This window comes from Streptococcus castoreus DSM 17536, assembly GCF_000425025.1.
Lineage (GTDB): Bacteria > Bacillota > Bacilli > Lactobacillales > Streptococcaceae > Streptococcus > Streptococcus castoreus.
In genome coordinates this window covers 49,591-65,077 of sequence record NZ_AUKZ01000007.1, presented here as the reverse complement: position 1 = coordinate 65,077, position 15,487 = coordinate 49,591, and the positions used below count along the sequence as shown (strand labels likewise).

Here is a 15,487-nt window from a genome sequence, read left to right as displayed (position 1 = left end):
TCCCCTACTATCTTTGTTAAAAGTTATTTGAGAATGAGTACTCAAGGCATTTAATTATTCCTCAAAATGCCTGATTTGACTTATCAATTCAGATAGAATTCTTATAGGAATGCTTTGAAAAATAAGACCATTTACGTTATAATAGGGAATGCTACAAGAAGGGAGAATAAGAAAAGGATGACAAATAATCAATTTCCTCTGGTCGCTGATGGTGTTCCCATTGTTGAAATGGCTAAACAAATGGCTCTATATGAAAATGAAGACCTCATTACTAATATCCACGGCTATTATCAAGACAAGGATTATGATGTTGTCACTACACCCCATCAGTTTGCAGACCAGTTACCATCTCAAAAACTCCCTTCAACAGATCGTTTGCAATCTAAACAGGTCAATGAAAGTCGCAATTATGCAAAAGAATCACGACTGAGAGCAAGACAAGATCTTAAAGAAAAGAGACAGGCTTATCTTGCTAAAGAAATGACCTATGTTTCTAAGCAAGCAGGTCAAAAAAGTCGTCAGACTGAGTCGGTCAGTTCTAGAAAGAAACCAATGACAGAGTTGAGTCGTTTTACAGATAAGTTGCATCAAGAGGAGTATATCTTAGCTGAAATTCCTCGTATGTATAAAGAGCCTAACCAGTCACAATCGGTAACGGTTAAGAAAAATAACTACGATTTCTTGAAACGTAGTCAAATTTATAATAATAAAGAAACTAGAGAACAACGGGAAAAAACAATTGCGCAAGAGCTTAATTTAAGTCGGTTTGAAGAACTCTACTAAGGCTAAATCAAAGGCGTAATGAAGATAACAAAGGAGTTAAGATGTCAAAAACTTATCATTTTATCGGAATTAAAGGGTCGGGAATGAGTGCCCTAGCTCTTATGTTGCATCAAATGGGGCATAAGGTACAAGGTAGTGACGTGAAAAAATATTATTTCACTCAAAGAGACCTTGAGCAAGCTGGTATTACCCTTCTCCCTTTTAGTGAAGATAATATCACTGAAGATATGGAGCTTATCGCTGGAAATGCCTTCCGTGAAGATAATAACTGCGAAATTGCTTATGCGATTCAACATCAGATTCCTTTTAAACGTTACCATGAATTTTTAGGGGATTTTATGAAGCAGTTCACTAGTTTTGGTGTGGCAGGTGCTCATGGCAAAACATCTACAACAGGTTTGTTATCTCATGTTCTTAAAAATATTACAGATACTGCTTATCTCATTGGTGATGGAACTGGACGTGGTTCTGCCAATGCCCAATATTTTGTCTTTGAATCTGACGAATATGAGCGTCATTTTATGCCTTATCACCCAGAGTATTCTATTATTACTAATATTGATTTTGACCATCCCGACTATTTTACAGGCATTGATGATGTTCGTAATGCCTTCGATGACTATGCCAAGCAAGTTAAAAAGGCTTTGTTTGTTTACGGCGAAGATGAGGAATTGAAGAAAGTGACCTCTCCTGTGCCGATTTATTATTATGGCTTTAAAGACAGCAATGATTTTATTGCTTGCGATATTACTCGTACAACAAGTGGGTCAGATTTTAAGATCAAGCATGATGGGCAGGTGCTTGGTCATTTCCATGTACCTGCTTATGGTCGTCATAATGTTTTGAATGCCACTGCGGTTATTGCTAATTTATTTGTGGCGGGCATTGATATGGAACTTGTTGCTGAACATTTAAAGACATTTTCAGGGGTCAAACGGCGTTTTACAGAGAAAATTATCAATGATACTATCATTATTGATGATTTTGCTCACCATCCAACAGAAATTGTGGCAACGATTGATGCTGCGAGGCAGAAATACCCAAGTAAAGAAATTGTGGCGATTTTCCAACCCCATACCTTCACCCGTACGATTGCCTTGTTGGATGATTTTGCATTTGCTTTAAATGAGGCTGACAGTGTTTATTTGGCCCAAATCTATGGCTCGGCACGTGAAGTTGATAAGGGTGAGGTCAAAGTTGAAGATTTAGCAGCTAAAATTGTTAAACCATCACAAGTGATAACGGTAGAGAATGTTTCACCCCTACTTGATCACGACAATGTGGTCTATGTCTTTATGGGAGCTGGAGATATTCAGTTGTACGAACGATCATTTGAAGAATTACTCGCGAACTTAACTAAAAATAATCAATAAAATCCCTGCCTAGGCAGGTTTTCTCGTTTTAAAGGAGTTTGACATGTTAATTAGACAAGTTCAACAAGCTGATTGGGGAGCCATTGCTGAGATTGAAAGTGATAATTTTTCACCACAAGAAGCAACAACTAAGGAAGTCATTAAGGAGCGTATAGATCTTATTTCAGATACCTTTTTAGTGGCTGTTATTGACCAGCAACTTGTTGGTTATGTGGAGGGACCGGCTATTGCTGATCCTGTTCTAGAAGATCATCTATTTCATGGGGTAACAAAGAATAACGAAAATGGTGGTTATATTGCTATCACAAGTCTGTCAATTGCTAAAGCCTTCCAACAGCAGGGAATAGGAATTGCACTTTTAGCTGCTATGAAAGATTTGGTGGTATCTCAACAAAGAGAAGGTATTATTTTGACTTGTCATGATTATTTAATTCCTTATTATGAAATGAATGGTTTTACTAATCAAGGGCTATCAGAATCTAAACATGGTGGGGCTACCTGGTATCAAATGATTTGGCAACCTTAAATACTACGATATTTTGGCAGATTATTTGTTAAAAATAAGTAACAAATGCGTGATTTAATTGCATTTGTAGCGCTTTTAAGTTATAATGGCGGTTGATTATGTTTAGGAGGATTGGCTTTGACCGATTTTAAGGATGATGGACAAAAAGAGCAGAAAAGAAGTTTTAAAGAACAGATTTTTGCTGAGTTGGAAAAAGCAAATCAAATCAGAAAAGCAAAAGAAGAAGCGCTTTTTCAAAAAGAATTAGAAGAAAAAGAATCAGATCGTAGAATGGCACGTCTCTATGCTGACTACAAACGGCAGGATTTTTTAAAAGACCAGTCAGCAAAAAAAGATGTCAAAGCAAGTGATGTTGCTGGCATAGCCCCTATTTTCGAGGAAACGGCTGATTCTAAAGCTAATCTAGTAAATGATATGACTGGCTTAAGAGACAGTCTGATTACCGAGGATGGGTCAGAGAGGGAGTCATCCCCTTTGAAAGAAACCATCAGAAAAACGAAAGGAAATGAGACTGTTCAGGGAAATTCATTAGGACGAACAGCAAATAGACGTCAACAAGCAGATCATATGGCAAAAAAAATTTCAACGATACTGATTGGTTCAATTGTCATTGCTATTTTAGTCATTGGGCTAGCGGGGACAGCTTATGTTTATACCGCCCTTAGTCCTGTTGATAAAAGTAGTAAAGAATTTGTGCAGGTCGAGATACCTTCGGGGTCTGGGAATAAACTGATTGGACAAATTCTGCAAAAAAAAGGACTGATTAAAAATAGTGCAGTTTTTAATTTTTACACTAAATTTAAAAATTTTACTAATTTTCAAAGTGGTTACTATAACTTACAAAAAAACATGAGTTTGGAAGAAATCGCCAAAGCTTTGCAAGAAGGTGGAACAGCAGAACCAACCAAACCATCTCTGGGGAAAATTTTAATCCCAGAAGGTTATACCATTAAACAAATCGCCAAGGCTGTGGAAGTGAATAATAAAGGGAAAGACAAAAAAGCAAAAACACCTTTTACTTCTAAGGCTTTCTTGGACTTGATTAAAGATGAGCAATTTATTCAGGATATGGTTAAGAAATACCCTAAACTTTTGGCAGGTATTCCAACAAAAGAAACAGCGATTTACCGTCTGGAGGGCTATCTTTTCCCAGCTACTTATAAATATTACAAGGAAACCACGATGAAGAGCCTTGTAGAAGATATGTTAGCAACCACAGATGCCGCTTTAGCACCATATTATGCTCGCATTGCTTCAAGTGGTAAAACCGTAAATGAGGTGTTAACCCTTGCGTCATTGGTTGAAAAAGAAGGTGCAACAGATGAGGACAGGCGCCAAATTGCAAGTGTTTTCTATAATCGTATCAATAAGGGAATGGCACTCCAATCTAACATTGCTATTTTATATGCGATGGGAAAACTTGGAGAAAAAACAACGCTAGCTGAAGATGCGGCTATTGACACGACTATCAATTCTCCTTATAATGTTTATACCAATACAGGCTTAATGCCTGGTCCAGTTGATAGCCCTGGGCTATCGGCTATTGAAGCAACTATTAATCCAGCCTCAACGGATTATTTATACTTTGTGGCAAATGTCCGTACTGGTGAAGTCTACTACGCAAAAACATTTGAAGAGCACTCTGCAAATGTTGAGAAATACGTGAATAGTCAAATTCAGTAAACACAAACATGATGTCTAGGCATCATGTTTGTGTTTCTGATTAGAAAAAAAGAAAAGAGAGATAACATGGCTGAAAAAACTTACCCAATGACCTTAACAGAAAAAGAACAACTTGAAAAAGAGTTAGAAGAATTAAAACTCGTTCGTCGCCCAGAAATTGTGGAACGTATTAAAATTGCTCGTTCGTATGGAGACCTTTCGGAAAACTCAGAGTACGATGCGGCTAAAGACGAGCAAGCATTTGTTGAAGGTCAAATTTCAACACTTGAAACAAAGATTCGTTATGCTGAAATCATTGATAGTGATGCCGTTGCTAAAGATGAAGTTGCTATCGGGAAAACCGTTATTGTTCAAGAAACTGGGACAAAAATAAAAGATACTTATCATATTGTTGGAGCTGCTGGAGCCGATATTTTCTCAGGAAAAATTTCAAATGAAAGCCCAATTGCCCAAGCTTTAATTGGCAAGAAAACGGGTGATAAAGTTAAAATTGAGTCACCGGCGGCGACTTATGAAGTCGAAATTATCAGTGTTGAAAAAACCAATTAATATCAGTGTGTCATTGCCTACCTAGCCGTTAAGTGCTTTGGTTGGTAATGGCTTTTTGATTGCCCGACTGAATATCGCTGTAAGGGAATGCCGACCATTTATTGTTAGTATTGGTGATTTGCTTCACATCATGCTATGAGCAACATTTTTGCAGTATACGAAAGGGGACTACTAGGCTTTAAAATATTACGGTATAGCTTTTTTAGGAGTTTTTATAGAATGAAAAAAGCCTGAAGACATTGTTCCTTTTGGACAATTTTCTTCAAGCTGACCCTAATACCACTAATTGTGTTAGGGTTTGTTTTTGTCAAATACATTTAACGTTTTCGTTGTTTACCAGCATTACGATTTGACTTTGCTTTTTTAGCAGGCATAATAGCTTGCGATAGGTCTTGTGATGCGGTTACATCTTTACGAGGACTGGTGGTTTGGTATGACTTGGGAGGATTTTTAGCATATTCTTCTTCAATTTGCTTACGTAAGCGAGGTTTCAACAGGTAAGTTGTGATGAGTTGCTGGATAATACTGAAGAAACCACCAACTAACCAATACAAACCAACACCTGCAGGAAGTGAGAATGACATGAAAATCATCATGATTGGCATGGTGTACATCATGGTTTTCATTTGTTCACGTTGCTCTTCAGAAACTGCCATCATTGATAACCAAGATTGCAAGAAATAAAGGGCAGCAATAATAGTAGTTAAAATCAAGCTACGGTTACCAAGGTCAATTCCCATAAAGTTACTTGTGGAAACCCCCTTTGTAAACTGAGCGGCGAAGTACATGGCAGAGAAAAATGGCATCTGAATAAGGAGTGGCAGACAGCCAATTCCTCCGAGAGGATTAATACCATGCGCGCGTTGCACAGCCATTAGTTCAGTTTGAGCAGCCATCTTTTCTTCTTGGGTACTTGCCTGTTTTACACGCTTATTAATTGGGTCAAAAATAGGTTTTAAGTAAGCCATTTTTTCAGATTGGTAACTTGCTTTCCATGACTGGTAAAGACCGAGTGGCAAGATAATGGTTCTAACAACAATAGTTACGATGATTATGGCAAGTCCATAACCTAAGCCAATATTGTTAGCGAAATAGTCAATGAAGTAAGACATCGGTTTTCCTAGGAAATTCCAAATTGTACCACTTGGGTTTCCTTTCGCATCTCTACCGACACAACCTGTCAAGGTAAATAGGATAGATAGCGCTAGTCCTGAAAAGAGGATGTGATTTAATTTTAGTTTCAATGTGTTTATCCTTTTATTTTTTAATATGCTTTTCTATTTTACTGTTTTTTTAACAAATTCACAACAGTTCTAAAGTTTGATTTTTAATGGCGCATTTGAAAGTCGTGAAAATCTTCGAAGTTAGCCAGGGTGACATCAACATAGGTTACTTTTGACCATTTTGAGGGACCTTTTCGGACTTCTTGGATAAATGTTGCCATCTTATCAGCCTTATCAGATTGGACTAAGATTTCAACTGTACCATCAGTGTTATTCCAAACACGTCCATAAATATCTCCAATCTTCAGTGCTAAGGTATAAGTGGCATAGCGAAAGCCGACTCCTTGAACGCGACCAGAGATAAGTAAGCGAACTTTTTTCATTTTCCCCTCCTTGTAAACGTTATTCGGTAAGGATTTACTTTACGGTGTTTAACAATTAACATTTGATTACAGGTATTTCTTCGTGTGGTTAAGTGCCTTTCTAACTTTTATGCTTAATGATACGCATCAATCTTACCCTACATTATATCACAAGTTTGATAAGAAACAGTAATCTCTACTTGCCAATCTGGTGTGGTTGCATGACAAAAATAAAAAAGCTATGCTCTTAAAGTGTACGGATCCTCAAAAGTTGGACAGAAACTCTCACGGTTGTTGTGGACTTGGTATAATAAAGTGGAAACAAATAAAAAAACATACATTTGATAAGAGGTTTGTTTAAAAAGCGTGTTCGTGTGATATAATAGGCGCATGGTTATTACATCAAAAGCAAATCCGTTAATCAGACAAACTAAAAAATTACTTCAAAAAAAACATCGGAAGCAATCTTACCTGATTGAAGGGTGGCACCTTTTTGAAGAGGCTAAGAGAGCAGGTCAATTCTTTTTACACATTTTTGTTTTGGCGGAAATGGCAGGACATTTAGCTGGTGAGGAGCAGGTGATTATTGTTAGTCCAGAAGTGCTAAAAGAATTAACTGACTCTCCGAGTCCGCAAGGCATTATTGCTGAAGTAGAGATGCCACAACAGACCCTTCCAATAGATTACCGAGGGAAATACCTTGTTTTGGAAAATATTCAAGATCCCGGAAATCTTGGGACACTCATTCGGACAGCAGATGCGGCACGATTTGACGGGGTTTTTCTCTCTGAGAAATCAGCAGATATTTACAATCAAAAGACCTTGCGTTCCATGCAGGGGAGCCATTTTCATATACCAATTTGGCGAATTGATATTTATCAAGTTTGTCAAGAGATGCAGGCACAAAAGGTACCTGTTTTGGTGACAACCCTGTCCAAGGATTCGGTAGATTACAAAACCTTAACGCCTCCAGATAAATTCGCCTTGGTCATGGGGAATGAAGGGCAAGGAATCAGTGTAGAAATGGCAGCCTTGGCAGATCAGTTGATTCATATCACGATGCCTGGTCAGGCAGAAAGTTTGAATGTTGCCGTAGCAGCTGGTATCCTCATTTTTAGCTTGATTTAAGCAAATATGATATAATGGTGGTGTGAGGTGATAGGGTATGCATTATACAGAAGATAAAGAATATATGGAACATGTCAGTCATTTGATCGCTCATCCTCGCTTTCAAAAACTGAGCCATATTATTCAGCATCAACATTCAACCCGTTTCGAACATTCTATTAATGTTTCTTATTCTAGCTATAAATTAGCGAAACGATTTGGCTGGGATGCCAAAAGTACCGCTAGAGGTGGTTTACTTCATGATTTCTTTTATTATGATTGGCGTGTGACCAAGTTTAATAAAGGGCATGCTTGGGTTCATCCACGAATTGCGGTGCGAAATGCGAAAAAGCTAACAGAACTCAATAAAAAAGAAGAGGATATTATTCTAAAACACATGTGGGGAGCGACCTTAGCTTTTCCACGGTATAAAGAAAGTTATATTGTGACATTGGTAGATAAATATTGGGCGGTCAAGGAAGCGGTGACCCCTTTGCGCCAGAAATGGACCAATCGTCGTTTCTTGCGTCGAAAGACACTTCAAAGTCACAATCGTTAATGAAAAGGAGAAATTATGAACGATCATGTTATTTATACGCAGTCAGATGCGGGACTGAATCAATTTTTTGCTAAAATCTATAGTCTTGTAGGTATGGGAGTAGGATTGTCTGCTTTTGTGTCTTACTTGATGCTCTTTCCTTTTAGGGCTAATTTAGTTTCCATCATTTACAATCATCCGATGGTTTACTATGGAGCGGTCATTGTCGAATTGCTTTTGGTTTTTGTGGCTAGTGGTGCAGCCCGTAAAAACACACCAGCAGCCTTACCGCTGTTTCTGGTTTATTCTGCCTTAAATGGCTTTACACTAAGCTTTATTATCGTTGCCTATGCACAGACAACAGTTTTACAAGCTTTTCTATCATCATCAGCTGTTTTCTTTGCCATGTCATTTATCGGAGTTAGAACAAAACAAGACCTATCAGGAATGCGTAAGGCTATGTACGCTGCTTTAATTGGTATTATCGTTGCGAGTCTAGTCAATCTCTTTATTGGCAGTGGCATGATGAGTTACGTTATTAGTTTAATCTCTGTGTTGATTTTCTCTGGTTTGATTGCATCAGATAATCAAATGATTAAGCAAGTCTATCAATCAACTAATGGTCAAGTTGGAGACGGTTGGGCAGTCGCAATGGCTCTTAGCCTTTATCTAGACTTTATTAATTTATTTATTAGCCTTCTTCGTATTTTTGGAAGAAATGATTAAGCTATTGAAAGTGAGTGTAGTAGCTCGCTTTTTCTGTTTTTTGCTATTTAAGTTAATTACGGATGAAAAGTTCTTGTTAAGCGTTTAATAGTAAATGAAAAAGGGGAAGAAAATCGTAAAACACTTAGGTGCTGATTTGTAAACTCTTTCTTTTTTTGGTATACTGTAGAGGATTAAAAACGAGGAGAAATGTAGATAGATATGTCAACAGGTATTTGGATTTTATTAGTAATTATTGCCCTTGGGGTAGGTGTTTTTGGTGGAATTTTTATCGCTCGTAAACAAATTGAAAAAGAAATTGGGGAGCATCCACGTTTAACACCAGAAGCTATTCGTGAAATGATGAGTCAAATGGGACAAAAACCGAGTGAAGCAAAAATTCAGCAAACTTACCGTAATATTGTGAAACAATCAAAGGCAGCGGTTGCTAAAGGGAAAAATAAGTGATAAACAAGGGTGTAAAGCTAATCTTGTTGTTATAATTAAAAGTGAACAGTCTTTGATCGTCAACGTTCAATAGCACTTGTATTGTCAGTTAGATTTGTCAACTGTTCAGGGTTTAAAAAGGAACTCAGTTGGCTATACCAGCTGAGCTTTTTCATGTTGTCAGTAAGGAAGTAGTTGCGATGGATACAAGACCAATTGGTTTTTTAGATTCTGGTGTGGGAGGGCTAACCGTTGTTCGTGAATTAATGCGGCAACTTCCTCATGAGAAAATTATATATATTGGTGATTCAGCAAGAGCACCTTATGGGCCAAGACCTGCTGAACAAATTAGAGAATACACATGGGAAATGGTCAATTTTTTAGTGACGAAAGATGTGAAAATGATCGTTTTTGCTTGCAATACAGCGACAGCGGTAGCTTGGGAAGAAGTGAAAGAAGCACTGGATATTCCTGTTTTGGGAGTTATCTTGCCAGGTTCAAGCGCAGCTATTAAATCGACGACAAAAGGAAAAGTTGGTGTGATTGGAACGTCAATGACAGTGGCATCAGATATTTATCGTCAGAAGATTCAATTATTGGCCCCCTCAGTTGATGTTATTAGTCTAGCCTGCCCAAAGTTTGCTCCTATTGTGGAATCTAACGAAACGGCATCAAGTGTTGCTAAGAAAGTGGTTTATGAAACCTTAGCCCCACTAGTTGGGAAAGTAGACACCCTTGTTTTAGGCTGTACGCATTACCCATTGCTACGTCCCATCATTCAGAATGTGATGGGATCGTCCGTCAAATTGATTGACAGTGGGGTAGAATGTGTGCGTGATATTTCAGTACTTTTAAATTATTTTGAAATTAATGGCAGTCGTAGTCCAGATAATGAAATAATTCAACACCATTTTTACACAACGGCAAATCCTAAGATTTTCCAAGAAATTGCCTCAGCTTGGTTGAAACAAGAAATAAATGTGGAGCATGTGACCTTATGAGTGATAAGATTTACGAATATAAAGATGATAAGAACTGGTTTATTGGTAAGATGACAGGGCACAACCTCATGTCTGGTTGGGGAATCGATCATACCATTATTAAGAAGATAGATGACACGTTAGATAAGCTTTCTGGTGATTTGGATTATGAAAATCCCAAAGGCTATGATGTGTCTGTTATTCGTTATTGTTCAGCTTTTCCTCTCATTGCTTTTGTGGTGAATATGATTAATCAAGAAAATAAGCGTCATATTAAGGTAATTAAACATGGGGAAGCCGTTTTATTAACAGAAAAAGACCATTTGCTAGCAGTATATCTTCCTAAAAATGGCGTACCAACAGCTGAGTTCTTTAGTTCTGACTCGAATGCCTTTGGAGATACCATTTTGATTGCAACACGTAATGAAGGAAAAACCAAAGAATTCCGCCGGATTTTTGGTGATTTGGGGTATCGGGTGGAAAACCTTAATGACTACCCCGATTTACCAGAAGTTGAAGAGACAGGGTTAACATTTGAAGAAAATGCTCGTTTAAAGGCAGAAACGATTTCAACATTAACTGGGAAGATGGTTCTAGCAGATGATTCGGGTCTAAAAGTTGATGCTTTGGGTGGTTTGCCTGGGGTTTGGTCCGCTCGTTTTTCTGGTCCAGATGCCACCGATGCTAAGAATAATGCCAAACTCTTGCACGAATTAGCCATGGTTTTTGAACAAAAAGATCGTTCAGCTCAATTTCATACCACTTTGGTGGTGGCTGCACCAAATAAAGATAGCTTGGTTGTGGAAGCTGAGTGGCCAGGCTACATTGCTACGCAGCCTAAGGGCGAAAATGGTTTTGGCTATGATCCTCTTTTTATTGTTGGAGAAACAGGACGTCATGCGGCAGAATTAGAAGCAGGCGAAAAAAATAAGGTGTCTCATAGGGGACAAGCTGTGCAAAAATTAATGGAGGTCTTTCCATCATGGCAAGCAAAACAATCATCGTAATGAGTGATTCTCATGGAGATCGAGATATTGTTCAAGCGATTAAGGATAAGTATTTTGATCAGGTTGATGCCATTTTTCACAATGGGGATTCAGAGTTGAAAAGTTCAGATCCTGTTTGGGATGGTATTTATGTGGTTGGAGGGAACTGTGATTATGATACAGGCTACCAAGATCGTTTAGTGACTAAATATGACTCATTTACCATTGCACAAACTCATGGGCATCTTTATCAGATTAATTTTACCTGGGATAAGTTAGACTATTTTGCTCAGGAAGTGAACGCAGATATTTGTTTGTATGGGCATCTTCACCGCCCAGCTGCTTGGCAACTTGGTCAAATTATTTTTATTAATCCAGGCTCTGTTTCACAACCTCGTGGTGAAATCAATGAAAAGCTTTATGCACGTGTTGAGGTGACCGATGATAGGATTAAAGTAGCTTATTTCACACGCCAACACGAACTATACCCATCACTGTCTAAGGAATTTAAACGATGATTGCAAAAGAATTTGAAACTTTTTTAATTAGCCATTTGGATAGCTATTTGATTCCCGCGGAAGATTTAGCCATTTTTATTAATACACACAATGCAGACCATGTCATGTTGCTCTTAGTTAGTAATGGTTTTTCAAGAGTTCCAGTCATCACTCGTGAGAAAAAATACGTAGGAACTATTAGCATCTCTGATATTATGACCTATCAAGCAAAGGGGCAGTTGACAGATTGGGAAATGCGTCAAACGGATATTGGTGAGATGGTCAATACCAAGATTGAAACCATTGGTATTAATGCTAGTTTGACAGAAATTATGCATAAATTAGTTGATTTCCCATTCTTGCCTGTGATAGATAAGGCTGACTATTTTGTTGGAATTATCACTCGTAAGTCTATTTTAAAAGCAGTCAATAGTCTCTTGCATGATTTTACTGACGAGTACATGATAACAAAAAAATGATGTCATATATTGAAGCATTTATTGCTAGTAAGTTTTTATCTCATAACACTCAGATTGCCTATCGCTATGATTTGCAACAATTTTGTGCCATCATTGGTGAGCGTGTTAATAAGGAAAAATTGTCGCTTTACCAAAATCAGTTATCACCTCTAAGCCCTTCAGCTAAAAAACGAAAACTTTCTACGGTTAATCAGTTTTTATATTATTTGTACCAAGAAAGACTTTTAGAGCATTATTTTAAACTATCTGAGCAGGTTAAATTAACCAGACCAGATAAGCTACATTTTGTGTTAATGGATCAGGAAATCTTCTATCAAGAAACCTCTTTTGTGGTGGGACAGTTAATCGCCTTGTTAATTCTAGAATTGGGCTTGATACCGAGTGAAATTGCCAGTATCAAAGTGGAAAATCTTGATTTAACCTTTCAAGTTCTGAAACTGCAAACGGCTAAAGGCATCAGAATTTTAGCTTTGCCACAACGCTTGCTTCCCTTCTTAAAAAGGGAATTTGTTGGGAAAGAGCAGTATTTGTTTGAACATCAAGGGCATTCCTTTTCTCGGCAGTGGTACTTTAATCAATTAAGAGCATTTGTAGAAAGTGTCGGACAAAAGGGACTGACGGCACAAAAATTACGCGAGCAATTTATTTTAAAAGAAAAGTCAGCCGGCAAATCAATTATTGAAGTTAGTCAGATACTTGGGCTAAAAAGCCCTGTGACTCTAGAAAAATATTATAAAACATAATGGATATAAAAGTTAAAGATTTTGAAGGACCTCTTGATTTGCTTTTGCACTTGGTTTCTAAATACAAGGTTGATATTTATGAGGTACCTATTGTTGAGATCATTGAACAGTATCTAGCCTATATTGAGACCTTGCATGCTATGAAATTGGAGGTAGCTGGCGAATACATGTTAATGGCTAGCCAACTCATGCTTATTAAGAGTAGACGGCTCTTGCCAAAAATTGTTGATAATCCTCTTGAAGAAGAGGATCCTGAACAGGATTTGTTAGACAAGATTGAAGAGTACAGCCGTTTTAAAGCGCTTAGTCAGGCATTAGGGCAGCAACATGACCAACGCGCTAAGTTTTATTCAAAACCGAAACAAGAATTAATTTTTGAAGATACTGTTTTACAAGAGGACAAAACGGTCATGGATTTATTTCTAGCTTTTTCAAAAATAATGGCAGCCAAGGAAGAAGCTTTTAAAAAAAGTCATACTGTGATTGAACGTGATAACTATCGGATAGAAGACATGATGGTTCGTATCGAAAAGAGGTTGGATGCCAAAAAGGTAATTTTCTTGACGGAGGTTTTTGAAGAGTGTCAAAATAGAAATGAGGTCATCACTCTATTTTTAGCGAGCTTGGAATTAATTAAGCTACACAAGGTTGTTGTAGAGCAGTCCTCGAACTTTGGTCAGATTATTTTAAGAAAGGAAGCTCAATGACCTATTTGTCACAAATAGAAGCGCTGTTATTTGTTGCTGGTGAAGAAGGATTAAGTTTGAGAAATCTTGCGACCATGTTATCGTTATCCCCGGTTGCCTTGCAACAACAATTGGAAAAATTATCTCAGAAGTATAAGCAAGATAAAGACTCTAGCTTGTGTTTGATGGAATCTTCCAATACTTATAAACTGGTTACCAAGGAAATCTTTGCGGATCTCTTGCGGGATTATGCCAAGGCTCCCATCAATCAAAGCTTGTCCCGTGCCAGTTTGGAGGTCTTGTCAATCATTGCCTACAAGCAGCCCATTACGCGAATAGAAATAGACGACATTCGTGGTGTTAATTCCAGCGGGGCTTTGAGCAAGTTGTTGGCTTTTGGGTTGATTAGAGAAGCTGGGAAAAAAGAAGTTGTCGGTCGACCTAATTTATATGCAACAACGGATTATTTCCTAGATTATATGGGAATTAATCATCTCGATCAACTGGTTGAGATGTCAACAATAGAGCTTTTGGATGATGAAACAGCCCTTTTTAAAATGGAAGATTAATAGTTGCTTGTATAGCAGATGCTTAAAGAATTTGATGGGGAAGTCTCAAATCATCTAAATCGTCATATCAGGACCTCTGCGAAGAATTTAGTGGTCCGCCCAAAAGAAAGAAGAAACTAATGAGAATTAATAAGTACATCGCTCATGCAGGTGTTGCTAGCCGTCGTAAAGCAGAAGATTTAATTAAAAAAGGTCTGGTCACCTTAAATGGACAGGTTGTTACTGAATTAGCAACAGCTGTAAAATCAGGGGATGTTGTCGAAGTAGAAGGAAGTCCAATCTACAACGAAGAAAAAGTCTATTATTTACTGAATAAACCGCGTGGTGTTATTTCAAGTGTGTCTGATGAGAAAGGTCGTAAAACGGTTATCGATTTATTGCCCCAAGTTAAAGAACGTATTTACCCAGTTGGGCGTTTAGATTGGGATACTTCGGGTCTCCTTATTTTGACAAATGATGGCGACTTTACTGATACAATGATTCACCCTAGAAATGAAATTGATAAAGTTTATTTGGCACGTGTTAAAGGGATTGCAACCAAAGAAAACCTTCGCCCGTTGACACGTGGAGTAATGATTGACGGCAAAAAAACCAAACCAGCTCGCTACAATATTATTCGTGTGGAAGCTAACAAGAACCGTTCTATTGTCGAATTAACCATCCACGAAGGGCGAAATCATCAAGTCAAAAAAATGTTTGAATCCGTAGGACTTTTGGTTGATAAATTGTCTCGTACACGCTTTGGGACCCTTGATTTGACGGGGCTAAGATCAGGGGAATCAAGACGTTTAAATAAAAAAGAGATTAGTCAACTTCACAATTTGGCTAGCACTAAAAATGATTAAACACCTGTTAATTGCGCCTGTTAAGGCATATCAAAAATACGTCTCTCCCTTATTTCCACCGACTTGTCGATATCGTCCGACTTGTTCGAGCTACATGATTACAGCCATTGAAAAACATGGTGCTAAGGGAGTGCTAATGGGTTTGGCAAGGGTATTCAGATGCCATCCTTTTGTTGCAGGCGGAAACGACCCTGTCCCAGATTATTTTAGCTTAAAGAGAAATGATGATAACCTAAAAAGCTCATGAGAAGTTCCTATTTAGTAAGGGAACTTTTTCTTAGCGAAGGCTATCATCCAGCCTAATCGTTTTACCTCCATTAACACATAGAGAAATAAGAATCCGCAAAATCTCCCCAAAAGACCAATCAGGTCTTTTTTAACATCTTGTCAATATGGGTTGACTAGA

19 protein-coding genes and 2 pseudogenes are annotated in these 15,487 nt (G+C 37.9%); 19 read left to right on the top strand and 2 right to left on the bottom strand.

Features of this window, described 5'->3' with window-relative positions:
• Nucleotides 1-177: 177 nt before the first annotated feature.
• The 6 genes and pseudogenes from zapJ (at nt 178) to greA (ending at nt 4,914) form a co-directional block, all read left to right on the top strand.
• Nucleotides 178-783: a divisome accessory protein ZapJ gene (zapJ, locus tag H346_RS0103355; RefSeq protein ID WP_027969840.1), complete on the top strand. Its 606-nt coding sequence runs from the start codon at nt 178-180 to the stop codon at nt 781-783.
• Between the two features lie 41 nt (nt 784-824).
• Nucleotides 825-2,156, top strand: coding sequence for a UDP-N-acetylmuramate--L-alanine ligase (gene murC, locus H346_RS0103350; protein WP_027969839.1), 1,332 nt, complete (start codon nt 825-827; stop codon nt 2,154-2,156).
• 43 nt (nt 2,157-2,199) lie between these two features.
• On the top strand, nt 2,200-2,682 hold the full coding sequence (locus tag H346_RS0103345) for a GNAT family N-acetyltransferase (protein ID WP_027969838.1): 483 nt from the start codon (nt 2,200-2,202) through the stop codon (nt 2,680-2,682).
• Between the two features lie 111 nt (nt 2,683-2,793).
• Nucleotides 2,794-3,030: pseudogene (locus tag H346_RS11020) on the top strand (endolytic transglycosylase MltG); the annotation flags it as partial.
• A gap of 195 nt (nt 3,031-3,225) precedes the next feature.
• Nucleotides 3,226-4,365, top strand: a pseudogene (gene mltG / locus H346_RS0103340) (endolytic transglycosylase MltG); the annotation flags it as partial.
• 66 nt (nt 4,366-4,431) lie between these two features.
• Nucleotides 4,432-4,914, top strand: coding sequence for a transcription elongation factor GreA (greA, locus tag H346_RS0103335; protein WP_027969836.1), 483 nt, complete (start codon nt 4,432-4,434; stop codon nt 4,912-4,914).
• Between the two features lie 317 nt (nt 4,915-5,231).
• Here the strand turns inward: greA and yidC are convergent, their stop codons facing one another.
• Together yidC and H346_RS0103325 are read right to left on the bottom strand one after the other, a co-directional pair.
• Nucleotides 5,232-6,158 carry a membrane protein insertase YidC gene (gene yidC, locus H346_RS0103330; RefSeq protein ID WP_027969835.1) on the bottom strand — a complete coding sequence of 309 codons (927 nt, stop codon included), beginning with the start codon at nt 6,156-6,158 and terminating at the stop codon, nt 5,232-5,234.
• Between the two features lie 83 nt (nt 6,159-6,241).
• Complete coding sequence (locus H346_RS0103325; protein WP_027969834.1) at nt 6,242-6,520, bottom strand: acylphosphatase; 279 nt, start codon at nt 6,518-6,520, stop codon at nt 6,242-6,244.
• 369 nt (nt 6,521-6,889) lie between these two features.
• Between H346_RS0103325 and H346_RS0103320 the strand changes: the two genes are divergently transcribed.
• The 13 genes from H346_RS0103320 to yidD all read left to right on the top strand — a co-directional run bounded on the left by H346_RS0103320 (nt 6,890) and on the right by yidD (nt 15,328).
• A complete protein-coding gene (locus tag H346_RS0103320) occupies nt 6,890-7,627 on the top strand; it encodes a TrmH family RNA methyltransferase (RefSeq protein ID WP_027969833.1) in 738 nt (245 codons plus the stop codon).
• 37 nt (nt 7,628-7,664) lie between these two features.
• A complete protein-coding gene (locus H346_RS0103315) occupies nt 7,665-8,165 on the top strand; it encodes an HD domain-containing protein (RefSeq protein WP_027969832.1) in 501 nt (166 codons plus the stop codon).
• Between the two features lie 15 nt (nt 8,166-8,180).
• Complete coding sequence (locus tag H346_RS0103310) at nt 8,181-8,870, top strand: Bax inhibitor-1/YccA family protein (protein ID WP_027969831.1); 690 nt, start codon at nt 8,181-8,183, stop codon at nt 8,868-8,870.
• A gap of 201 nt (nt 8,871-9,071) precedes the next feature.
• Entirely contained in the window at nt 9,072-9,317 is a 246-nt protein-coding gene (locus H346_RS0103305) for a YneF family protein (protein ID WP_027969830.1), read from the top strand.
• Between the two features lie 179 nt (nt 9,318-9,496).
• Entirely contained in the window at nt 9,497-10,297 is an 801-nt protein-coding gene (gene racE, locus H346_RS0103300) for a glutamate racemase (RefSeq protein ID WP_027969829.1), read from the top strand.
• A complete protein-coding gene (locus tag H346_RS0103295) occupies nt 10,294-11,283 on the top strand; it encodes a nucleoside-triphosphate diphosphatase (RefSeq protein WP_027969828.1) in 990 nt (329 codons plus the stop codon). Before racE ends, H346_RS0103295 begins: the two co-directional genes overlap by 4 nt.
• A complete protein-coding gene (locus H346_RS0103290; RefSeq protein ID WP_027969827.1) occupies nt 11,259-11,780 on the top strand; it encodes a metallophosphoesterase in 522 nt (173 codons plus the stop codon). The genes H346_RS0103295 and H346_RS0103290 overlap by 25 nt, the downstream gene beginning before the upstream one ends.
• Nucleotides 11,777-12,238, top strand: coding sequence for a cyclic-di-AMP-binding protein CbpB (gene cbpB, locus H346_RS0103285; protein WP_027969826.1), 462 nt, complete (start codon nt 11,777-11,779; stop codon nt 12,236-12,238). Before H346_RS0103290 ends, cbpB begins: the two co-directional genes overlap by 4 nt.
• A complete protein-coding gene (xerD, locus tag H346_RS0103280) occupies nt 12,235-12,981 on the top strand; it encodes a site-specific tyrosine recombinase XerD (protein ID WP_027969825.1) in 747 nt (248 codons plus the stop codon). Before cbpB ends, xerD begins: the two co-directional genes overlap by 4 nt.
• Entirely contained in the window at nt 12,981-13,688 is a 708-nt protein-coding gene (locus H346_RS0103275) for a segregation/condensation protein A (RefSeq protein ID WP_027969824.1), read from the top strand. The genes xerD and H346_RS0103275 overlap by 1 nt, the downstream gene beginning before the upstream one ends.
• A complete protein-coding gene (gene scpB, locus H346_RS0103270) occupies nt 13,685-14,236 on the top strand; it encodes an SMC-Scp complex subunit ScpB (RefSeq protein WP_027969823.1) in 552 nt (183 codons plus the stop codon). The genes H346_RS0103275 and scpB overlap by 4 nt, the downstream gene beginning before the upstream one ends.
• Before the next feature lie 119 nt (nt 14,237-14,355).
• Nucleotides 14,356-15,081: a pseudouridine synthase gene (locus H346_RS0103265; protein ID WP_027969822.1), complete on the top strand. Its 726-nt coding sequence runs from the start codon at nt 14,356-14,358 to the stop codon at nt 15,079-15,081.
• The gene (gene yidD / locus H346_RS0103260; RefSeq protein ID WP_027969821.1) at nt 15,074-15,328 is read left to right on the top strand and encodes a membrane protein insertion efficiency factor YidD; all 255 of its coding nucleotides are present in this window, start codon (nt 15,074-15,076) and stop codon (nt 15,326-15,328) included. The genes H346_RS0103265 and yidD overlap by 8 nt, the downstream gene beginning before the upstream one ends.
• Nucleotides 15,329-15,487: the final 159 nt, after the last annotated feature.